The following is a 20,774-nucleotide window of genomic DNA, read 5'->3' as shown; positions in this document are numbered from 1 at the left end:
CCTGTTGGCAGCCAGTCTGTTCAGCATGATGGTGTGCTCGGGCAGTGCACTGGCGCAGGAAGTCGAAGTGGTTAATATCTCAAAAATCGCCGGTATGCCGTGGTTTAACCGCATGGGCGAAGGTGTGGATCGCGCTGGTAAAGATCTGGCTATCAAAGCCTATCAAATCGGCCCTTCCAGTACCGATGCCCCGCAGCAGGTTAAAATTATCGAAGACTTAATCGCGAAAAAAGTCAGTGCTATCAGTATTGTGCCCAACGATGCCGATGTACTGGAACCGGTATTCAAGAAAGCCCGTGAAGCCGGTATTGTGGTGTTAACCAACGAATCTCCAGGGCAACCCAGCGCCAACTGGGATATCGAAATCATCGATAACGCCAAATTTGCCGCAGATAACGTAGAAGAGATGGCAAAAGCCATGGGTGGTAAAGGTGGCTATGTGATTTATGTCGGCAGCCTGACGGTGCCACAGCATAACCTGTGGGCCGATCTGTTTGTTAAATATCAGAAAGAGCACTACCCCGATATGTTTGAGGTGACCAGCCGCATGCCTGTTGCCGAGAGTATTGATGATTCACGCCGTACCACGCTCGATTTAATGAAAGCGCACAGTGACCTGAAAGGTATTGTCGCCTTCGGTTCGCAAGGTCCGATCGGTGCTGGCCGTGCCGTGAAAGAGAAACGTGCGAAAAACAACGTCCATGTGTTCGGTATGATGATCCCTTCACAGGCGGCATCCCTGATTAAAAGCGGTGATATCGCAATGGGCGTGACCTATGACCCAGGTTCTGCCGGTTATGCACTGACCGCAGTGGCGGACAAAGTGCTGAAAGGTGAAAAAATTGAGTCAGGTATGGAAATTCCTGGCGTGGGTAAAGCTGAAGTTGACCAAGATAAGCATCTGATCCAGTTCCACAATGTATTACGGGTAACCAAAGACAACGTGGATTCGCTGTATTGATTCACTAAGTTATTGCGGAGCCGGACGCCCTGTCTGGTTCCGCAATTAATTAATTAAGAATCAAAAGGACACAGGATATATGCAGCCATTTATTACCCTGGAAAATGTTAGTAAGACCTTTTATGGCGTCAAAGCGCTAAATAAAGTGGCTATGACCCTGTTACCCGGTGAAGTACATTGTCTTGCAGGGCAAAACGGATGTGGCAAATCGACCCTCATCAAGATTATTTCCGGCGTCTATCAGCCCGATGCTGATGCCACGATTACCATTGATGGCAAAACTTACTCAAGCCTGACCCCGATTGAATCCGTTCGCTTAGGGATTCAGGTAATTTATCAGGATTTGTCGTTATTCCCGAACCTGACTGTGGCTGAGAATATCGCCATGAACCATTATCACCATCACCTGTGGGTGGACAAACGCCAGATGCGCGCCACGGCTGAGCAGGTGATCAGCAGCATTGATGCGCATCTCAATCTGGATGAACTGGTTGAGAATTTGCCCATCGCCCAGAAGCAACTGGTGGCTATTTGCCGTGCCTTGGCACAGGATGCCCGGTTGATTGTGATGGATGAGCCTACCGCCTCCCTCACCCGACAAGAAGTTAATGGCTTGCTGCGGGTGGTACATGAACTGAAATCACGCAATATCTGCGTAGTCTTTGTCAGCCACCGATTAAGTGAAGTGTTGGAGATTTCAGACCGCATCACGGTGCTAAAGGATGGTGATTGGGTTGGCACTTACCCGGCCACCGAAGTGGACAACCAGCGGCTGGCGTGGCTGATGACCGGCATGAAATTTGATTTTCAGGTGCTACCGCCCTACAGTGCCGCCCGCCCGCCGGTGCTGGCCGTGGAGGAGCTTTGCCGTAGTAATGAATATCACAACATCTCATTGACGCTGCATCCGGGGGAAATTGTCTCGTTGGTGGGCCTGCTCGGTTCTGGCCGCACTGAACTGTGTCTTAGTTTATTCGGTTTGACCTCACCGGAGTCAGGCACCATCCGAATTAACGATAAACCGATGTATTTCAGCAGTAACCGTGATGCTATTGCGGCGGGGGTCGGTTATGTGTCAGAAGACCGAATGAGCACCGGGCTGATTATGGAACAATCCATTCGTGACAATATCAGTGCCACTGTTCTGCATCGCCTGAAAAACGTGTTCCATCTGATGCGTAGTGAGCGGGTCGATACGCTGGTCGAGGATATGGTGAAACACCTGTCGATCAAAATCGGCAACAGCGACCTTCCGGTCAATACGCTGTCTGGCGGCAATGCGCAGCGCATTGCTATCGCTAAATGGCTGGCAACCGATCCGCAAATTTTGATCCTTGACTCCCCCACTGTAGGTGTGGATATCGCTAACAAAGCCGGTATCTATAATATTATCAATGCATTGGCAGCTCGCGGTATCGCTGTGTTAATGGTCTGCGATGAAATTGATGAAGCTTATTTCAATAGCCACCGTATTTTAGTGATGCGGGCCGGACGACTGGTACAAGAGTTTTTACCGGGTAACAGTAGCGAAGCAGCCATTGCGGAGGTAGTAAATGGCTAACCCCCATGCAGTTAATAAATCTGCGGTAGGTAAAACAGGTTTATTCAATAAAGAACAACTAAAACGCCATGAAGTGATGCTGGCATTCACTATTTTGCTTATTTCGACTTATCTTGCGTTCACCAGCCCGGATTTTCTGACCCTTGCTAATATTTATGATCTGATAAATAACTACGCCATGTTAACCATTTTGGCCTGTGGCTTATTTATCGTATTGATTTCTGGCGGTATTGATATTTCATTCCCAGCGATGACCATTATTTCGCAATATGTCATGGTGACATTAATTGTGAAGTTTGGTGGCAACTTCCCGGTAGCTTTTGCGCTGGCTGGTGGTATCGGCCTACTTTTGGGCTTGGTTAATGCCCTGCTGGTTAACCGCTTACGCGTACCGTCGATCATTATCACCATTTCCACACTGAATATTTTCTACGGTTTACTGTTGTATCTCAGCCGTGGTGTTTGGCTGTATAGCTACCCTGAATGGTTTGAACACGGGCCAATGCTATTCGCCTTTACCGCTGCCGATGGTTATGACTACGGCCTGTCGCTCCCTATTCTAACGCTGCTAATTACCATTATTGTTACCGCTCTACTGATGACCCGCACCAGTATTGGCAGGCAAATCTATGCCTTAGGGGGCAATCAGGAAGCGGCGTCACGCATGGGGTTCAGTATTCTCAAACTGCAACTGTTCGTGTATGGCTATATGGGCTTTCTGTCCGGTATCGCCGGCGTAGTACAGTCTTATACCGTATTAACCGTAGCGCCTGATTCATTACTGGGCTATGAGCTTACAGTGCTGGCAGCCGTGGTGCTCGGCGGTACCAGTATTGTGGGTGGCCGTGGAACACTTACCGGTACCTTGCTGGGGGTGATTTTGCTGGCAATATTACAAAATGGTTTGAATTTACTGAGCATTTCGTCGTACTGGCATACCGTGGTTATCGGGCTGGTAATTGTCATCAGTATCAGTGTGACGGCCTGGGGCCAACGCCATAAGGTAGGGATATAACCATGTCGAAAACAACGCAACGTGATCATACCGAACGCTGGCTGGTTGCCCTGCTGGTGCTGGTCGGCGTAGGATTCAGCCTATTTATTCCACAGGTATTTTGGTCGGCGGCTAACTTCCAATCCATCGCCTCGCAAATCCCTGTCGCGGGGGTATTAACTCTGGCCATGGCGATTACTATGCTGACCGGTGGGATTAACTTATCGATTATTGCTACCGCGAATGCCAGCGCCCTGGTGATGGCATGGGTTTGTACCCATCTTGCGCCAACCTTTAGTTCAATGATGTTGATGTTACTGGCGGGTGCCTCGGTGGCATTGGTTGTGGGGCTTATCAACGGGATACTTATCTCGGTGGTACGAGTATCCCCTATTCTGGCCACTCTGGGCATCATGACCTTGCTCAAAGGCGTGAATGTACTTATCTCCAAAGGTTCGGCTATCTCAAACTTCCCGAACTATGTACTGGCACTGGATCGCAGCAACTTTCTCGGTGTGCCAGTGCCACTTTATCTGTTCGTCGCGGTAGCACTGACCATCTGGCTGATTCTGGCTAAAACGCCACTGGGCCGCCAAATCTATTTGTCCGGTTCTAATGAGAAGGCCACCTTCTTCTCTGGGATTAACACGCGCCGCACACTGGTTTGGGTGTATGTAATTTCATCTTTACTGTGTGCGGTAGCGGCCTTATTAATGATGTCGAAACTGAACTCAGCCAAAGCATCCTACGGTGAGTCGCTGTTACTTATCACTATTTTGGCAACCGTACTGGGTGGGGTAAATCCCGATGGTGGATTTGGCAAAGTTTTCGGCATTGTACTGGCGCTGTTCCTGCTGCAAATGCTGGAAAGCGGGCTGAATATCATGGGTGTCAGTAGTTATATCACTATGGCGCTGTGGGGCTCGTTACTGCTGGCGTTTATCTTTGTCAAAGGTGCTAAAATCCCAGCGTTTAGTTTCTTGCGGCAGAACAAACCGTCAAGTTAGAGCCATTTTAGCCAAAAAAAAGGCTGGCAATTGATGCCAGCCTTTCTCTTAATAGTGTTAAAACAAGCTATCAAACCTTGGTGAAGTTACTTAACTTCGCCCATCGCTTTCAGTTTTTTCGACAATTCACGACGTTCTTTAGACAGATCGGCATTTTTGATGGTGTAATCATCAACACGATCTTCGTAAGCAGTACGCATGTCCGCGATAATGGCCTGAATTTCTTCAATACTCATCCCCGGCTTGATGTAATCACTCAAGTTATCGAGCAACAGAACGCGTTTTTGGTTATCACGGATTTTCTTTTCGTTATCAACGATTTCACGCTGCAACTTGTTTTTGCGACGAAACATACGCACAAACTCCAAAACGTCCTGGAAAGTCGGCTTAATTGCATTATCCATTTTTACACCTTCACTTAAGTTTTACACAAATTCAATTGCTGGTGACCAGGCTACCTGCACCATACCGCTTTGCCGTACCTGGTGACAAGATTCATTGGCTTATCTTACCTGCTTTACTCGCCAGACAGAAATTTCATCTGCCTTCAGCGGCGAGAGATCACCTGCATAACGTCATATTAATCAGATAGTCGAATTCCTCAAGCTGTTTGGTTAGCTCCATCCTCAGCCAAACATAGCCATAAATCGGCGTTTCTACCTGCTGCTCTTGCGTTACCGCCAGCATCAATGATTTCACTGCGGTCGTAATTTCACTTAATTCGGCGGCAACCTCTCGCTCATGTGCTGGACTGACTCAGGGCGGCTTTCAATTTAGGTTCTAAGCGCGGGCAGTTGACACATGCGCTGACAGGTAAGCGGCGTAGATCTGGCTGATAAGCGGATAATCAATGATGAGACATAAACTGGAAAAGTTATTCCCCGCAATCTGTCGTTATGCGGGGAGAAATGTTTATTTAAAATCAACCGCCATTTGCTGCTGGATAGTTATTCCATGGCTGGACTCCACACAACAGGCAATATAATCTGTGAAGCGTGGTGATCTTGGCATACCCAAACTGAGCAGGCGTTCATTACTGAACCGCACATTTAACACTGCAAAAGAGCCATATAAACGCATGGCTTTCAACATTAAGCGCTCATTGCAGGGGCCGAAAATGCTTTTTAGTTGGTTACGCATCTGCACCAAAGCACCGTAGTCTACCTGGCAATAATCTGTACCCATCGGTTTTTGCCGCGCGGCCCATGACATCGCTTGATCAATTTCGGCAAAACTGACGCTGTCTTTTTCTCCGGCAGAAATATGATAAATATTTTCGGTCAAGTGGGGATGGAACAAAATACACAGCAGAGCATCCGCACAATAATCGACTGGGATAACGTCGATATAGTCATCCAATGAACACATAAACTTACGCAGCATTAATGCCATGCGAAATACCCAGAAAATACTGCTAGAGGGCTGACACCCCAAACGGGTATGCCCAACGACAATCGATGGCCGGGCTAATACCAGCGGTAAATTCGGGCATTGCTCTGCCAGCAATCGTTCAATAGCTGATTTGGACTTGGTATATTCCACTAAATGCGCATCATCTTGCGCTGATAATACTTGCTCGCTAACCACCGTTCCGGCATCTGGTGTGCACGACATGGCGGTACCCACGTGGATAAAGCGCTGTAATCCCACTACATTTGCCATTCTTTTGCCAAACGCCAGAGTGCCGTCTACATTTACTTTCCAGATTAAGGGATTATTACCAAATGACGCGACAGCAGCACAGTTAATAACATGGGTCACATCATCGATACGTGGGTCATTAATAAAGCTATCCGGCTCTGCCAAATCGCCTAATAAAATATGGTTGATATTTATTTTATTCAGCCGCTGACTGGGGAGATAAAATTTCGCCAGATTTTCACGGATGCGGTTTAGCCCCTGCTCCAGCGTAGTCGCCCGTACTAATAATAAATAATTAAAATCGGCGTCTGCCAACAATAATTTTTCAAGCACTGCCCCGCCCAGAAACCCTGTTGCGCCGGTTAGCAGAAGTTTTTTCACCATGATTCCTACCGTGTCATTTAGTAGGCGAATTGTATGAATAGCTGAGTAAACGGTAGGTAAATACTAATTAGATCGGCATGTTTCTGGCAAAACATAAGTATGTCGAAATAAATCCTGACGTCTCGGCGCACTTGAAATGATATTCTAACACTAACGTTATTGGTCACTGCGGCTTACCACCAAAACGGTGGCCCATCACTAAAGAATGACCATAGTAAAAAGGGTTAAACCGAATAATGTCAGATAAAAATAAGCAACCTACTTTCTACATTCACGATTACGAGACCTTTGGTCAGCGTCCGGCATTGGACCGGCCGGCCCAGTTTGCCGGGGTGCGCACCGATTTAGATTTCAATATTATCGAAGAACCATTGGTCATTTACTGTGCTCCCGCCGATGACTATCTGCCACAGCCAGAGGCTGTGATGATAACCGGTATCACGCCACAGCATGCCTTAGCCAATGGCGTGAATGAGGCAGAATTTGCCCGCCAAATCCATCAGGCTTTCAATGTGCCGGGCACCTGTATCCTCGGTTACAACAATATTCGTTTTGATGATGAAGTCAGTCGCAATATTTTCTACCGCAATTTTTACGATCCCTATGCCTATAGCTGGCAAGGAGGGAATTCCCGCTGGGATCTGTTAGATGTGATGCGAGCTTGTTACGCCCTGCGCCCGGAAGGTATCGTCTGGCCGGAAAATGAAGATGGCCTGCCGAGTTTCAAGCTTGAGCATCTGACCAAAGCCAATGGTGTTGAGCATTTGCATGCCCATGATGCGATGTCAGATGTGTATGCCACCATCGCGATGGCGAAATTGGTCAAACAGGCGCAACCCCGCCTATTCGACTATTTATATCAACACCGCAGTAAGCATAAAATAAACGCACTGATTGATATCGCGGAGATAACGCCGTTGGTTCATGTCTCTGGCATGTTTGGCGCGGCACGGGGCAATACCAGTTGGGTTGCGCCGCTGGCATGGCATCCTGAGAATAAAAATGCGGTGATTATGTGTGACCTGGCCGGTGATATGTCGCCATTGCTGGCGTTGGATAGCGATACACTGCGCGAGCGTCTGTATACCCGCCGCGACAAACTCAATGCACAGGATGCAGCGGTGCCACTGAAACTGGTGCATATCAATAAATGCCCGGTACTGGCTCCGGCTAAAACTTTATTACCGGAAAATGCTGATCGTTTGGGCATTGATCGCCAACGTTGCCTGCAAAATTTACAATTATTGCGGCAAAATCCGCAAGTACGTGAAAAAGTGGTGGCACTGTTCGCCGAAGCCGAACCTTTTGCGGTATCCGATGATGTCGATGCACAACTGTATAATGGCTTCTTCAGCGATGCCGACCGCGCCACCATGAAGATCATTTTACAAACTGAACCGCAAAACCTGCCCGCACTGGATTTGACCTTTCAAGATCCACGGCTGGAAGCGCTATTTTTCCGCTTTCGCGCCCGTAATTACCCCAATACGCTGACTGACAGTGAGCAACAGCGTTGGCTGGAACATCGCCGCGAAGCCCTCAATCCTGAAAGAGTGCAGGACTACGTGCTGCAACTGGAACAATTCTATAACCAGTATGAAGACGATAAAGAGAAGCTGGCACTGCTGAAAGCACTGTTTGAGTATGCCAGAGGCTTGGTGAGCTAGGGTTGTGGCAGCAAATTATCCCATAAAAAACGGAGCCATCAGGCTCCGTTTTAGTCAGCAATTGCGCAATATCAGATGCGACTACTGTGCCAGTTCGCCATTAAATTGAGGCAGAGCCTGACGGAAAGCACGGGTTTTCCAGACCATATAAGCCAGACCAATCGCGCCCCACACCAGCCCCAGTGTCATTGAACTGCTTTCCAGATTCATCCACAGCACCCCCACCGTTCCGGCACCAATCATTGGCAGAATCAGGTAGCTGAAATGATCCTTAAACGTTTTGTTACGGCGTTCACGGATATAGAACTGTGAAATCACTGACAGGTTCACGAAGGTAAAGGCCACCAGCGCACCGAAGTTAATCAATGCGGTCGCCGTCACCAGATCAAAGGAAATAGCTGACAATGCCACGCCACCGACCAACAGTACGTTGATTGCCGGAGTCCGCCATTTCGGGTGCACGTAACCAAATATTTTTTCTGGGAATACCCCATCGCGGCCCATCACATACAGCAGACGCGAAACGCCAGCATGTGCCGCCATCCCTGATGCCAATACCGTGACACAGGAGAAGCACAAGATAACTGACTGGAAGAATTTGCCAGCAACAAACAGCATAATTTCTGGCTGTGACGCATCAGGATCAGTGAAGCGCGAAATATCCGGGAAATAGAGCTGTAAGAAATAAGACACCACAATAAAGATCACGCCGCCAATCAATGCCGTCAAGAAAATCGCTTTCGGGATCACTTTACCGGCATTAGGGGTTTCTTCAGACAATGAACTGATGCCGTCGAAACCCAGGAATGAGAAGCACAGTATCGTGGCCCCGGTTATCATCGGCACCAAATGGGCATTTTCAGAATAGAACGGGCGTGGGCTTACCAATGTGCCCGCACCTTCACCCTGATAAACACCATGAATCAATAGCCCCATAAAGACCACCATGATAGCCACCTGAACCACAACAATAACCGAGTTCAAGTTTGCCACCACGTTGATGCCACGCAGGTTAAACAGCGTCATCAGGCTGACCAGCGCGCCAACAAAAATCCACGATGGCACACCAGGGAAAATCGCTTCGAGGTAAATTTTTGCCAACAGAATATTAATCATCGGCATGAACAGATAGTCCAGCAGTGATGACCAACCCACCATAAAGCCAACATTCGGACTAATGGATTTCTGGGCGTAAGTATACGCCGACCCCGCAGACGGGAAGCGTTTAACCAGTTTGCCATAGCTGATTGCCGTGAACAGCACCGCAATCAACGCAATGGCGTAAGAGGTCGCGACATGACCATCGGTCAAACCGGAAACAATGCCAAAAGTATCGAAAATGGTCATCGGCTGTAAATAAGCCAGACCCATCATCACCACTTGGACCAGTGTTAGTGTTTTTCTGAGTTGGACGCGGTTGTTGGTACCCGTTTGGTTAGTACCGACTGCAACAGTAGCGTTATGCGTCATGATTCAGCCTCCCCATACCTTTAACCCGATTCGCAAGTGTAGCGCACAGGTTAGAGGTGACGGGGAAACTTCGTATCTGCCTGGGATACGTAAGTGGGGAAATAAGAGCGGAGTAACGGGTATTTGCCATACCTGCTGCGCCATAATCGCTGCATGTGCAGCGCATACCGGTGGGCACCGGTGCCAGTGTGAATAATTGCCCCATCTTTCTTTCCTCATAACGGCGATTTCAGTATGTGAATAATCGCTCGCGGACCTGTTTATCTATCCGGATCGTTGTCCGGCCTCTTGATTTGTGAAAACATGAATGCAAAAAAATAACCGACGCGTTTAAACGTCGGTTATTGCATGGCGCGTATTCTGCCCTAAGTTGAGAGCAAAAAACAAGATGTTAAAGCACTTGAAACAATATTCTTATGACAGTTTGATCTATACCCTAAATAATTCGAGTTGTAGGAAGGCGGCAAGCGAGAAAATCCCGATGAGCTTACATGAGTAAGTGATTCGGGTTATTGAGCGTAGCCAACGCACATGCAGCTTGAAGTATAACGGGTATAAACGGCTATTCCCGCGTGCTATCAGTGCTGAGCGGCCATTTCTACCCGCTCAATTGCCGCCCACAGTTTGTCTGAATTCAATGCAATAGGCAGATAATGAATTGATTCACTCGGCTTCAGAATTCGACCAATCACCCGCTCAATAGCATCGCGATCATTAATATCAACATCCAGCGCCGCTAAATGGGTTGGCAAGCCCAACTTTTTAAACGCCACAATCAATGACTGTAATGCCTCATCCTGCTCCAGCAGGGCTGTCTGGACCAAAATCCCATAGGCCACTTTGGTGCCATGCAGAAAATGCTCGGTTTGGGGTAACAGAGTCAGGCCATTGTGCACTGCATGTGCCGCCGCCACCCGGGTATAACGCTCCCCCAACCCACCAACCATGCCGCCCCCGGCAATAATCGCATCCACCACATCCAGAAAGTCCTGTGTCAGTTCAGCTTGCTTAACCGCCCGTAACGCGGCTTCACTTTGCTTTAGCAGCACATTACGAATATCCAACGCAGCCTGTAATCCGAGGCGAACGGTGAGAGATAACGTTTCCGGCTGTGGGCTAAGTACCACGGCTTCGTACCATTTTGCCAAGGTATCGCCAATACCTGCCAGCAGATATTCCACCGGTGCTTGCAAAATGATGCGCGGTTCAACTAAGACTAAGTGATTAGCATCTTTGAAAATTTCAAAATTCAGTGCCTGCCCGGCGTCGCTATACCAGACGGAGAGTGGCGTCCAGGCGGCGCAGGTTGCAGCGATAGTCGGGATAGCGACCAGTGGCAACCCCAGCTTACGTGCCACCACTTTTGCGGTATCCAATACTGCCCCACCGCCGATACCGATCACCACCAGGCGGTCATTGCCCGCCGTTTTCACCAAATCCGCAACAGTAGACTCACTGCAATGGGTTGAAAACGCAGCACGCACCGCTTGCGGCCCGTGGAACGCGGCGGGCAAGTAATCACTGACTGCCGCCAAAGCACGCTCACCAAAGATCCACAGTGCCTTATCCAGGGCCGCCGGAGGGTAGAACTCACTCAGTTTGTCGATAGCACCCGGAAAAGAAAAATAGTTGGCCGGACCTACCTGTACCCGGATTGCATTCGTGCTCATCGCGCGTTCCTTTTAAATTACGTTCTTATCGCTGTTTTTCTCATCTTAAGGGGTAAGCCAGCAATGTTTAATAATTTTTTGATATACCTTAACTACTTTAGTTTGTTGCGAATAATAGAAACTGTGTTAAAAAAGAAAGCTATCAGCAGCATTATTGACTGCCTGTTTCTCCGGTTGATTGACCTGAGAAAAATCGTAAGCCTATTTCTGAATAGCAAAAAGGGGTAGGTCGCCAAAATACTTTATAGGGCAGTCACAGAAATTTATGTCCAGCATCAGCTCCTCCCGCCTTGAGATGCGCAATATCTCTATTTCGTTTTCTGGATTCCATGCACTGCAACAAGTTGATTTTACACTGGAAGGTGGTTCCACCCATGCACTGGTCGGTGCTAATGGTGCAGGAAAATCAACCTTGATGGCTATTCTTTCCGGCGCTCACAGTCACTATCGTGGTGAGATCTATATTGATGGCCAACAGATAGATATTCATTCCCCCCGACAAGCCAAACAACAGGGTATCCATGTGGTTCAGCAAGAGGTTGATGTCGCGCTGATCCCCACCCTGTCTGTGGCGGAAAATATTATGCTGGATACACTGGCGGAGCAGGGACATCTGTTTAACTGGCCGCAGCTTTACCGTCAGGCAGAAGCGCTACTCGGGCAACTTGATGTTAAATTAAATGTTCGTCAACGTCTGGAATCCTGCACGCTGGCAGAGAAACAACAGGTGTTATTAGCCCGCGCCCTTTCCCACCAATGCCGTTTCCTGATTTTAGATGAACCCACCGCACCACTGGATCAAGAAGAGAGCGCGCGCTTGTTCCGCGTAGTCCGCCGTTTGCAATCGGAAGGCATGGCAATCGTTTTCATTTCACATCGCATCCATGAATTACGCGAAATTTGCGATCAATTAACGGTGTTACGTGATGGGCGGCGTGTCAGCCATGATGCCATGGGTGAGCTAAGCGGCGAGCAGATTGTGGAAAAAATGCTTGGCCATACGCTGGATGATATTTTTCCCCCTCGGCGAGCGGCGGTCAGCCGTAAAACACTGCTGGCAGTACGTGGTTTACATGATCAACACAAATTGCGCGATATTTCCCTGACACTGCATGAAGGGGAGATTCTGGGTATTGCCGGGTTAGCCGGTGCGGGGAAAACCGAACTGTGCAAAGCGTTGTTTGGCGCAACACCCAGCCGTGTCGACAGTGGCGAATTACAAGGTAAAACCTGGAAGCCACGCTCGCCCGCCCAATCTGTCGCACAAGGATTGGCATTGGTACCGGAAGAGCGGCGCAAAGAAGGTATTTTTATCCACGAAGGGATTGCGATGAATCTCAGTGTGGCCGCCGATGACAGTTTTTCCCGCTGGAGTATTTTTAGCCGCCGTCAGGAGCTAAATTGGGCCAAAGAGTTAATTCAGCGTCTTGGGATACGTGCCTCTTCGCCGCAACAGAAACTCGCGCGCCTATCGGGAGGCAATCAGCAGAAAGTGGCAATCGGCAAGTGGTTGCGCGGTGATGCGCAGGTACTGATTTTTGATGAACCGACTAAAGGTGTCGACATCAAAGCCAAGCAAGACCTGTTCACTCTGATTGATGCTTTAGCACAGAGTGGGAAAGGCATTATTTATGCATCCGGTGAATTCTCAGAATTGGTCGGTTTATGCTCTCGCATCTGTGTGTTGTGGGATGGGCGTATTGTCGCCGAACTGAACGCCGCCGATGTTGATGAAGAGACATTATTACTATTCTCTACTGGAGGAACCCCTCAGTGAACAAAGAAATCCCCCTAGCCGACGCACAACCATGGCGTCATCAGCTCTTTGATTTTCTCTACAAATGGGGGATGTTACTCACCGTTGTGGCGCTAATCGCGTTATTTGGCTTGGCATCGGATAACTTCCTCGATCCAAACAATATTATAAATATTTTGCGCTCCATCGCCATCGTGACGGTGATTGCCATTGGAGTGTCGATTTCGCTGTCGATTGGTGGTTTTGATCTGTCGGTGGGTTCCACCGCTTCGTTGGCCAATGCCATCGTGGTATCGCTATTTGTCTGGTACGGTTTTGGTACCACTGGCGCCATTATTCTAACGCTACTGATTTGTACCTTGGTCGGCCTGTTTAACGCGTTTCTGATCGTGGTACTGAAGATCCCTGACATGCTGGCCACCCTTGCCAGTCTATTTGTGATTCAGGGCGTGGCGATGACCTACAGTTATGGCGGGTCTATCACGCAAAATATGTTGCTACCCAGCGGCGATATGGCGGAAGGCGTCATTCCTGAGATGTTTTCAGCGCTGGGCCAAGTGCCGGTAATTGTGCTGATTATGCTGGCGGTGACAATTGTAGTGCAGTTGTATCTGTCGCTAACCAAACATGGCCGGCGCATGTATGCAATTGGGGGTAATCCAGAAGCGGCTCGATTGGCGGGTATCCGTACCGTGCGTTATCGGGTGCTGGCCTATGTGCTCTCTTCCCTGTTAGCGGCACTGGGTGGCATTCTGCTGGCATCACGTATTGGCTCGTCGCAGGTGAACGCCGGGGGGGGCTACCTAATGGATGCCGTGGCAGCAGCGTATATCGGTTTCTCTTTGGCCGGTTCTGGCAAGCCTAATGCTTTCGGCACCTTAATTGGCGCGGTGATCTTGGGTGTATTACAAAACGGCCTGGTGATGCTGTCAGTACCTTATTATGCCATGGATATCATCAAAGGACTGGTATTAGCGATGGCGCTGGCGCTGACCTATATCCATCAAAAGCGGTGATAGGGCATTGATTCTTATGTTGTAATGCTTTCAATATCCATTCAAGGCATAGCGAGCGAAAGTAGTTTGGGTGCGGCCAGCGCGCAAAAACCGGAGCGTACACGTAGTACGTGAGGATTTCGAGCACTGCCCAAGCCCAAAATACAAACGCTCAGTAGCCGATAAGATAATTAATTCAAAGGCATTCGATTTGGGTCTGGATATTGATACTCAAACCCCAGCTCGCTACAAATTTTGCTGCCATCAATCTCACGTGGTGCTTCCTCAATATCCTCGGGAGCAAACTCCGGTGGCGTCAATTGTAATGCTCGCGCGCACTCAGGATAGAAATCACGCTTGGCGGGATGGTGTGGCGCACACAAATTATAAATATGGCCGCCCCTTGGCAGCTTAAGCAACAACTCGATGGCTGAAATAACATCTTCCTGATGCACCAGGTTAACCCCCAGTGAGCCGCCTTGCACACCGCATTTCCCTGCCAGAAAACGGCCAGGATGGCGATCGGTGCCCACTAGCCCGGCAAGGCGCAAGATATCCACCGAAGTATTGGGTAACTTATGCAACCAAAGCTCTAGCTCCATCAGTGTTTTACCGGCAGTGGTCACCGGTTGAAGCGGTGAACTCTCTTTGATTCGGCCACGGGTTTCGCCATACACCGAGGTAGAACTGGTAAAAATAATGCGCGGCATACCGAAAGCCAATGCGCTGTCGACCACCATCTGTACCGCCTGAAGATATTGTTCCCCACGTTCGGCGGTGCGGCTGGCAGGTAAGGTAATGACCAAAGCATCAGCGGTCATCAGTTGCTCCAGATCGTCTGGAGAGCAAATCAGTTCCGGTGTCAGTTGCAATTGAAAACAATCAACTCCGCTCATTCTGGCGGCATCGACACCATCTGGCGTAGTCTTACTGCCAACCACTTGTATTCCACGACGGATTAATGATTGCGCCAATGGCATCCCCAGCCAGCCCAACCCAATAATGGCTACTTTCTTCATTTCAATTGCTCTCCACGGATTCATACCGATAACCTATACCCTAAATAATTCGAGTTGCAGGAAGGCGGCTAATGCACATGCAGCTTGAAGTATGACGGGTGTATACCGATAACACACGTAATACGCATAAGTTACGCCAACTACTGTTACCTAACAATTACTCTCTATTATGGGCCTCTTTCTATAAATCGGTATAATGACGCTGGGTAAATATTTCATGCTTATACTGACATAAAACAAAGTGATAATGACTAAGTAGAAAACCATTACTGGTTGATAAGCCGCACCCTTCCAGGGTGAAATAAATGCATCAGGCGAAAAAAAGGTTGCGCGCTACCGAGCAGATGGTTTAGGTTGATTGACAGAAGTTATGCCACGTCATGGCTATATGGATACATCAAGGCTATTTTGATTTGCTCAAAACCGCCCAAACAGAGAAATTATTATGAACTGCGTTCAATTTAATCACCATCATCACCATCATCCTGACTAGTCTTGCAGGCCGATGTGTGCTGGAAGACGGTTAACGAATCTTCCAGGTGGCGGTAGAACGCAATAGAGAAAGCCCTCGGAAGATTATCTTCCGAGGGCTTTTTTGTTGCTCATCATTTTATATGATTAATTAATAGATTGAGGATTTACCATGCTGGATAAAACACGTTTACGCATTGCAATGCAGAAATCAGGCCGCCTGAGTGATGATTGCCATGAATTGTTATCGCGCTGCGGGATTAAAATCAATTTGCAACAACAGCGCCTGATCGCTTTTGCAGAAAATATGCCAATCGATATCCTGCGAGTACGTGATGACGATATCCCAGGACTGGTGATGGATGGGGTGGTTGATCTGGGGATTATTGGCGAAAACGTGCTGGAAGAAGAGTTACTGAGCCGCCGTGCTCAAGGCGAAGATCCCCGTTACTTCACCTTACGCCGCCTGGATTTCGGTGGCTGTCGCCTGTCACTGGCAGCCTCACTGGATACCGAGTATACCGGCCCGCAATGCCTGCAAAATAAGCGCATCGCCACCTCTTACCCACACATTTTAAAGCAATACCTTGATAAACAAGGGGTTACCTTTAAATCCTGTTTGCTTAACGGTTCCGTTGAAGTAGCACCACGTGCCGGTTTGGCGGATGTTATCTGTGATTTGGTGTCAACCGGTGCCACCCTGGAAGCCAACGGCCTGCGCGAAGTTGAAGTCATTTACCGCTCCAAAGCGTGCCTGATTCAGCGTGATGGCGAAATGCCAGCCGATAAGCAACAACTGATTGATCGCCTGATGACCCGAATTCAGGGCGTTATTCAAGCACGTGAATCCAAATACATCATGATGCATGCACCCAGTGAACGTTTGGACGAAATCATTACTCTGCTGCCAGGTGCCGAGCGCCCTACTATTCTGCCATTGGCCGGTGATAAGAGCCGTGTCGCCATGCACATGGTCAGTAGCGAGACGCTGTTCTGGGAAACCATGGAAAAACTGAAAGCGTTAGGTGCCAGCTCCATTCTGGTATTACCGATTGAAAAAATGATGGAGTAACTGATGCAGCCGACGAATTTCAATACCCTAATCGACTGGCAGCAATGCAGCGAAGAGCAGAAAAAATCGCTGTTGAGCCGCCCGGCTATTAATGCTTCTGAGCGAATCACCGCAACCGTCAGTGAAATCCTTGACCGGGTGAAAGCCGAGGGTGACAGTGCCTTGCGTGATTTCAGCCAACGCTTTGATACGGTGCAGGTTACCAATATCCGCATCAGTAGCGATGAGATAACTGCCGCCGTCGGGCGCTTGAATGACGACATTAAACAAGCCATGGCGAAAGCAGTATGTAATATTGAAATCTTCCACAACGCGCAGAAAATGCCCGTGGTGGATGTTGAAACGCAACCGGGCGTACGCTGCCAGCAAATCACCCGTCCGATTGCCTCCGTCGGCTTGTATATTCCCGGTGGTTCCGCCCCGCTGCTGTCTACCGTACTCATGCTCGGTACCCCAGCACGCATTGCCGGTTGCCAGCGGGTCATTTTATGTTCCCCGCCGCCGATTGCCGATGAAATACTGTATGCCGCGCAACTGTGTGGGATTAATGAAGTGTTCCAGATTGGTGGAGCACAAGCGATTGCTGCCATGGCATTCGGTAGCGAATCAATACCGAAAGTGAACAAGATTTTTGGCCCCGGCAACGCGTATGTCACTGAAGCGAAGCGTCAGGTAAGCCAACGTTTGGATGGTGCTGCAATTGACATGCCAGCTGGCCCGTCAGAAGTGTTGGTTATTGCCGACAGTGGTGCTACACCGGCGTTTATTGCCTCTGATTTGCTGTCTCAAGCGGAGCACGGGCCGGATTCACAAGTGGTATTACTGACCCCGGATGCCGCCATTGCCCAAGCAGTCGCTGTTGAGGTAGAGCAGCAACTTAAATTGTTATCGCGCGCTGATATCGCTCGTCAGGCACTGGAAAGCAGCCGTTTGATCGTCACCAAAGATTTGCAACAATGTATTGATATCAGTAACCAATACGGCCCAGAACACTTAATTTTGCAAATCCGTCAGCCGGAAGACATTATCGATCAGATTAATAATGCCGGTTCAGTCTTTATGGGTGACTGGTCGCCGGAATCTGCGGGTGATTATGCCTCAGGTACCAACCACGTGTTACCGACTTATGGTTATACCTCAACTTATTCCAGTTTGGGTCTGGCCGATTTTGTTAAGCGAATGACAGTACAGCAATTAACACCACAGGGCTTGCTGGGTCTGGCTTCGACTATCGAAATTTTAGCGCAAGCCGAACAACTCACCGCCCACAAAAACGCCGTTACCCTACGTGTTGCGGCCCTGACAGCCGCCCAAAAGGAGCAAGCATGAGCCAATCTACCAACGTCACCGATTTGGCCCGTGCCAATGTCCGTGCCCTGACCCCTTATATGTCTGCCCGCCGTTTGGGCGGTAATGGCGATGTTTGGCTTAATGCCAACGAATACCCGCTAGCGACCGAATACCAACTTACGGTACAAAACTTCAATCGCTATCCAGAATGTCAGCCGAAACAGGTGATTGAGCGTTATGCCGCCTATGCCGGTTTAGCAACTGATCAAGTGTTAGTCAGCCGTGGTGCCGATGAAGGTATTGAACTGCTAATCCGTGCATTCTGTGAACCGGGTGAAGATGCGATACTCTTCTGCCCGCCAACCTATGGTATGTATGCCGTCAGCGCCGAGACCTTTGGTGTGGAACTGCGTACCGTGCAAACCACCGCGGACTGGCAGTTAGATCTACCGGCAATTAAAGAAAACCTGGATCGGGTGAAATTGATCTATGTTTGCAGCCCAAATAACCCAACTGGCAATTTAATCAACCCAGCCTCTCTGCGTGAAGTGCTGGAACTGGCGCAAGGTCGCGCTATCGTGGCTATCGATGAAGCCTATATCGAGTTCTGTCCACAGGCCTCGGTAAGCGGTTGGCTAAAAGATTATCCGAATTTAGTCATTTTGCGCACCTTATCGAAAGCTTTTGCATTGGCCGGTTTACGTTGTGGCTTTACCTTGGCCAACAGCGATATCATCCAATTGTTGCTGAAAGTGATCGCGCCCTATCCGTTGTCTACACCGGTGGCCGATATTGCTGCACAAGCGCTCAGCCCACAAGGTCTTGAGCAAATGCGCCAGCGGGTAAACGAAGTACGAACTAACCGCGCATGGTTACAAAGCGCGCTGCAAGACTGTGCCTGTGTTGAGCAGGTATTTACCAGTGAAAGTAACTATTTACTGGCCCGTTTTACCGCCGCCAGCAATGTATTCAAAACCCTGTGGGACCAAGGCATCATCCTGCGTGACCAAAATAAGCAACCTGGGTTATCCAACTGCCTGCGCATTACGGTAGGCACCCGTCAGGAGTGTGAGCGAGTGATTGCCGCCCTTGCTCCCCTGCCTGGTATCAATAGCCCCAATAGCACTAATACCTCCAGCCTGCGTAAGGAAACGATATGAGCCAGAAATTTCTTTTTATTGACAGAGACGGCACCCTGATTGCTGAGCCACCGGAAGACTTTCAGGTTGACCGGCTGGACAAACTGGCGCTGGAGCCAGAAGTGATCCCGGCCTTGCTGGCACTGCAAAAAGCGGATTATCGTTTGGTGATGATAACCAATCAAGATGGCTTGGGTACCCACAGTTTCCCACAGGAAACGTTTGATCCTCCCCATAACCTGATGATGCAAATATTTAGCTCTCAGGGCGTCAATTTCGAGCAAGTGCTAATTTGCCCGCACCTACCTGCGGATAATTGTACTTGCCGTAAGCCGAAAACCGAGTTGGTAGAAAGTTATCTGGCTGAAGGCGTAATGAATAGTGCTAATAGCTATGTTATCGGCGACCGAGAAACTGACCTGCAATTGGCTCACAATATGGGCATCAGCGGCTTGCGTTATCAGCGTGATGGTTTGAACTGGTCGCAGATTGCCAAGCAGCTAACCCAACGAGACCGTCATGCCTATGTTAACCGTGTCACCAAAGAGACGGCAATTGATGTAAATGTGTGGCTCGATCGTGAAGGGGGCAGCAAGATCAAAACTGGCGTGGGCTTCTTCGACCATATGCTGGATCAAATCGCCACTCACGGCGGTTTCCGTATGGATATTCAGGTCAGCGGTGACCTCTACATTGATGACCACCACACCGTAGAAGATACGGCACTGGCACTGGGCGAAGCGATTAACAACGCGCTCGGTGACAAACGCGGTATTGGCCGTTTTGGTTTTGTCTTGCCAATGGACGAGTGTCTGGCGCGCTGCGCGCTAGATATTTCCGGCCGCCCGCATCTGGAATACAAAGCGGAATTTAACTACCAGCGCGTGGGTGACCTGAGCACTGAGATGGTTGAGCACTTCTTCCGCTCCCTCTCTTATGCCATGGCCTGTACCCTGCACTTGAAAACCAAAGGCCGTAACGATCACCACCGGGTCGAGAGCCTGTTTAAAGTGTTTGGTCGTACTTTACGTCAGGCGATCCGCGTTGAGGGCAATACCCTGCCAAGTTCCAAAGGAGTGCTGTAATGAATGTGGTGATTCTGGATACAGGGTGCGCCAACCTCTCCTCTGTCACCTATGCGGTGCAACGTTTGGGTTATGCACCCGTTATCAGCCGTGACCCTGAGATTGTACTGCGTGCAGATAAGCTTTTCCTGCCAGGTGTCGGTACTGCCCATGCAGCAATGGATCAGTTAAAAGAACGCGAACTTATCGAACTGATTAAGAGCTGTACTCAGCCGGTATTGGGTATCTGCCTGGGAATGCAGTTGCTGGCGACCAGCAGCGAGGAGAGTGGTGGCATTGAAACTCTCGGTATTATTGATACGCCGGTAAAACAGATGATGGATTTTGGTTTACCGCTGCCGCACATGGGCTGGAATCAAATTACCCCACAAGCGGGTAATCATCTGTTTCGTGGGATCCCGGATGGGACCTATTTCTACTTTGTGCACGGATATGCAATGCCAATATGCCCAGATACCATCGCCCAGGCCAATTACGGCGAGCCGTTTACCGCCGCAGTAGAAAAAGACAACTTCTTTGGCGTGCAGTTTCATCCGGAACGCTCCGGTGCGGCTGGAGCCCAATTGCTGAAAAACTTTCTGGAGATGTGAGC

General features: G+C 49.2%; 19 protein-coding genes, 1 pseudogene and 1 other annotated feature. Of the genes and pseudogenes, 13 read left to right on the top strand and 7 right to left on the bottom strand.

The genetic code is table 11. From position 1 onward, the window contains the following. The first annotated feature begins 25 nt into the window (after positions 1-25). The 4 genes from Q2T71_RS06450 (at position 26) to Q2T71_RS06435 (ending at position 4,523) form a co-directional block, all read left to right on the top strand. A complete protein-coding gene (locus tag Q2T71_RS06450) occupies positions 26-961 on the top strand; it encodes an autoinducer 2 ABC transporter substrate-binding protein (RefSeq protein ID WP_227746594.1) in 936 nt (311 codons plus the stop codon). 79 nt (positions 962-1,040) lie between these two features. After that, positions 1,041-2,522 carry a sugar ABC transporter ATP-binding protein gene (locus tag Q2T71_RS06445; protein WP_372558479.1) on the top strand — a complete coding sequence of 494 codons (1,482 nt, stop codon included), beginning with the start codon at positions 1,041-1,043 and terminating at the stop codon, positions 2,520-2,522. Then, a complete protein-coding gene (locus tag Q2T71_RS06440) occupies positions 2,515-3,537 on the top strand; it encodes an ABC transporter permease (protein WP_083159285.1) in 1,023 nt (340 codons plus the stop codon). The genes Q2T71_RS06445 and Q2T71_RS06440 overlap by 8 nt, the downstream gene beginning before the upstream one ends. Positions 3,538-3,539: 2 nt before the next feature. Then, complete coding sequence (locus Q2T71_RS06435; RefSeq protein ID WP_372558478.1) at positions 3,540-4,523, top strand: ABC transporter permease; 984 nt, start codon at positions 3,540-3,542, stop codon at positions 4,521-4,523. Positions 4,524-4,609: 86 nt separating this feature from the next. Here the strand turns inward: Q2T71_RS06435 and tmaR are convergent, their stop codons facing one another. The 3 genes and pseudogenes from tmaR to Q2T71_RS06420 all read right to left on the bottom strand — a co-directional run bounded on the left by tmaR (position 4,610) and on the right by Q2T71_RS06420 (position 6,545). Beyond that, positions 4,610-4,927 carry a PTS system regulator TmaR gene (gene tmaR / locus Q2T71_RS06430; protein WP_005187773.1) on the bottom strand — a complete coding sequence of 106 codons (318 nt, stop codon included), beginning with the start codon at positions 4,925-4,927 and terminating at the stop codon, positions 4,610-4,612. 157 nt (positions 4,928-5,084) lie between these two features. After that, positions 5,085-5,276, bottom strand: a pseudogene (locus Q2T71_RS06425) (FUSC family protein); the annotation flags it as partial. Between the two features lie 159 nt (positions 5,277-5,435). After that, entirely contained in the window at positions 5,436-6,545 is a 1,110-nt protein-coding gene (locus tag Q2T71_RS06420) for an SDR family oxidoreductase (RefSeq protein ID WP_372559862.1), read from the bottom strand. Positions 6,546-6,784: 239 nt separating this feature from the next. Between Q2T71_RS06420 and sbcB the strand changes: the two genes are divergently transcribed. Further along, on the top strand, positions 6,785-8,215 hold the full coding sequence (sbcB, locus tag Q2T71_RS06415) for an exodeoxyribonuclease I (protein ID WP_372558477.1): 1,431 nt from the start codon (positions 6,785-6,787) through the stop codon (positions 8,213-8,215). 81 nt (positions 8,216-8,296) lie between these two features. Here sbcB and Q2T71_RS06410 read toward each other — a convergent pair whose 3' ends face one another. The 3 genes from Q2T71_RS06410 to Q2T71_RS06400 all read right to left on the bottom strand — a co-directional run bounded on the left by Q2T71_RS06410 (position 8,297) and on the right by Q2T71_RS06400 (position 11,355). After that, positions 8,297-9,685, bottom strand: coding sequence for an APC family permease (locus Q2T71_RS06410; protein ID WP_083159326.1), 1,389 nt, complete (start codon positions 9,683-9,685; stop codon positions 8,297-8,299). Beyond that, positions 9,675-9,890 carry a hypothetical protein gene (locus tag Q2T71_RS06405; RefSeq protein WP_032906857.1) on the bottom strand — a complete coding sequence of 72 codons (216 nt, stop codon included), beginning with the start codon at positions 9,888-9,890 and terminating at the stop codon, positions 9,675-9,677. Before Q2T71_RS06405 ends, Q2T71_RS06410 begins: the two co-directional genes overlap by 11 nt. A gap of 373 nt (positions 9,891-10,263) precedes the next feature. Continuing rightward, entirely contained in the window at positions 10,264-11,355 is a 1,092-nt protein-coding gene (locus Q2T71_RS06400) for an oxidoreductase (protein ID WP_372558476.1), read from the bottom strand. A 265-nt stretch (positions 11,356-11,620) separates the two neighbouring features. Here Q2T71_RS06400 and Q2T71_RS06395 point away from each other — a divergent pair, with 265 nt between their 5' ends. Both Q2T71_RS06395 and Q2T71_RS06390 read left to right on the top strand, forming a co-directional pair. Then, a complete protein-coding gene (locus Q2T71_RS06395) occupies positions 11,621-13,132 on the top strand; it encodes a sugar ABC transporter ATP-binding protein (protein ID WP_372558475.1) in 1,512 nt (503 codons plus the stop codon). Continuing rightward, positions 13,129-14,127, top strand: coding sequence for an ABC transporter permease (locus Q2T71_RS06390; protein WP_050072904.1), 999 nt, complete (start codon positions 13,129-13,131; stop codon positions 14,125-14,127). Before Q2T71_RS06395 ends, Q2T71_RS06390 begins: the two co-directional genes overlap by 4 nt. Positions 14,128-14,297: 170 nt before the next feature. Here Q2T71_RS06390 and Q2T71_RS06385 read toward each other — a convergent pair whose 3' ends face one another. Beyond that, positions 14,298-15,125, bottom strand: coding sequence for an SDR family oxidoreductase (locus Q2T71_RS06385; RefSeq protein WP_372559861.1), 828 nt, complete (start codon positions 15,123-15,125; stop codon positions 14,298-14,300). Positions 15,126-15,570: 445 nt separating this feature from the next. Between Q2T71_RS06385 and hisL the strand changes: the two genes are divergently transcribed. The 6 genes from hisL to hisH all read left to right on the top strand — a co-directional run bounded on the left by hisL (position 15,571) and on the right by hisH (position 20,772). Continuing rightward, the gene (gene hisL / locus Q2T71_RS06380; RefSeq protein WP_105877057.1) at positions 15,571-15,618 is read left to right on the top strand and encodes a his operon leader peptide; all 48 of its coding nucleotides are present in this window, start codon (positions 15,571-15,573) and stop codon (positions 15,616-15,618) included. Then, positions 15,594-15,724 (top strand) — a sequence feature (His leader region). (Overlaps the previous gene by 25 nt.) Before the next feature lie 44 nt (positions 15,725-15,768). Next, positions 15,769-16,668, top strand: coding sequence for an ATP phosphoribosyltransferase (gene hisG, locus Q2T71_RS06375; RefSeq protein ID WP_004388789.1), 900 nt, complete (start codon positions 15,769-15,771; stop codon positions 16,666-16,668). Between the two features lie 3 nt (positions 16,669-16,671). Next, a complete protein-coding gene (hisD, locus tag Q2T71_RS06370) occupies positions 16,672-17,997 on the top strand; it encodes a histidinol dehydrogenase (RefSeq protein ID WP_372558474.1) in 1,326 nt (441 codons plus the stop codon). Beyond that, positions 17,994-19,118 carry a histidinol-phosphate transaminase gene (gene hisC / locus Q2T71_RS06365; protein WP_372558473.1) on the top strand — a complete coding sequence of 375 codons (1,125 nt, stop codon included), beginning with the start codon at positions 17,994-17,996 and terminating at the stop codon, positions 19,116-19,118. The genes hisD and hisC overlap by 4 nt, the downstream gene beginning before the upstream one ends. Next, positions 19,115-20,182, top strand: coding sequence for a bifunctional histidinol-phosphatase/imidazoleglycerol-phosphate dehydratase HisB (gene hisB / locus Q2T71_RS06360; RefSeq protein WP_049603572.1), 1,068 nt, complete (start codon positions 19,115-19,117; stop codon positions 20,180-20,182). Before hisC ends, hisB begins: the two co-directional genes overlap by 4 nt. After that, entirely contained in the window at positions 20,182-20,772 is a 591-nt protein-coding gene (hisH, locus tag Q2T71_RS06355) for an imidazole glycerol phosphate synthase subunit HisH (protein ID WP_032906852.1), read from the top strand. Before hisB ends, hisH begins: the two co-directional genes overlap by 1 nt. Positions 20,773-20,774 lie beyond the last annotated feature (2 nt).

This window comes from Yersinia sp. 1652 StPb PI, assembly GCF_041538345.1.
Taxonomy (GTDB): domain Bacteria; phylum Pseudomonadota; class Gammaproteobacteria; order Enterobacterales; family Enterobacteriaceae; genus Yersinia; species Yersinia enterocolitica_E.
This window is presented reverse-complemented; position numbering and strand designations above follow the sequence as displayed.

Coding starts and splice junctions, on each gene's coding strand:
- hisH (WP_032906852.1), top strand. CDS start 20,182: ATGAATGTGGTGATTCTGGATACAGGGTGCGCCAACCTCTCCTCTGTC.
- hisD (WP_372558474.1), top strand. CDS start 16,672: ATGCAGCCGACGAATTTCAATACCCTAATCGACTGGCAGCAATGCAGC.
- Q2T71_RS06385 (WP_372559861.1), bottom strand. CDS start 15,125: ATGAAGAAAGTAGCCATTATTGGGTTGGGCTGGCTGGGGATGCCATTG.
- sbcB (WP_372558477.1), top strand. CDS start 6,785: ATGTCAGATAAAAATAAGCAACCTACTTTCTACATTCACGATTACGAG.
- Q2T71_RS06440 (WP_083159285.1), top strand. CDS start 2,515: ATGGCTAACCCCCATGCAGTTAATAAATCTGCGGTAGGTAAAACAGGT.
- hisB (WP_049603572.1), top strand. CDS start 19,115: ATGAGCCAGAAATTTCTTTTTATTGACAGAGACGGCACCCTGATTGCT.
- Q2T71_RS06435 (WP_372558478.1), top strand. CDS start 3,540: ATGTCGAAAACAACGCAACGTGATCATACCGAACGCTGGCTGGTTGCC.
- tmaR (WP_005187773.1), bottom strand. CDS start 4,927: ATGGATAATGCAATTAAGCCGACTTTCCAGGACGTTTTGGAGTTTGTG.
- hisG (WP_004388789.1), top strand. CDS start 15,769: ATGCTGGATAAAACACGTTTACGCATTGCAATGCAGAAATCAGGCCGC.
- Q2T71_RS06405 (WP_032906857.1), bottom strand. CDS start 9,890: ATGGGGCAATTATTCACACTGGCACCGGTGCCCACCGGTATGCGCTGC.
- Q2T71_RS06445 (WP_372558479.1), top strand. CDS start 1,041: ATGCAGCCATTTATTACCCTGGAAAATGTTAGTAAGACCTTTTATGGC.
- Q2T71_RS06400 (WP_372558476.1), bottom strand. CDS start 11,355: ATGAGCACGAATGCAATCCGGGTACAGGTAGGTCCGGCCAACTATTTT.
- Q2T71_RS06450 (WP_227746594.1), top strand. CDS start 26: ATGATGGTGTGCTCGGGCAGTGCACTGGCGCAGGAAGTCGAAGTGGTT.
- hisC (WP_372558473.1), top strand. CDS start 17,994: ATGAGCCAATCTACCAACGTCACCGATTTGGCCCGTGCCAATGTCCGT.
- Q2T71_RS06410 (WP_083159326.1), bottom strand. CDS start 9,685: ATGACGCATAACGCTACTGTTGCAGTCGGTACTAACCAAACGGGTACC.
- Q2T71_RS06395 (WP_372558475.1), top strand. CDS start 11,621: ATGTCCAGCATCAGCTCCTCCCGCCTTGAGATGCGCAATATCTCTATT.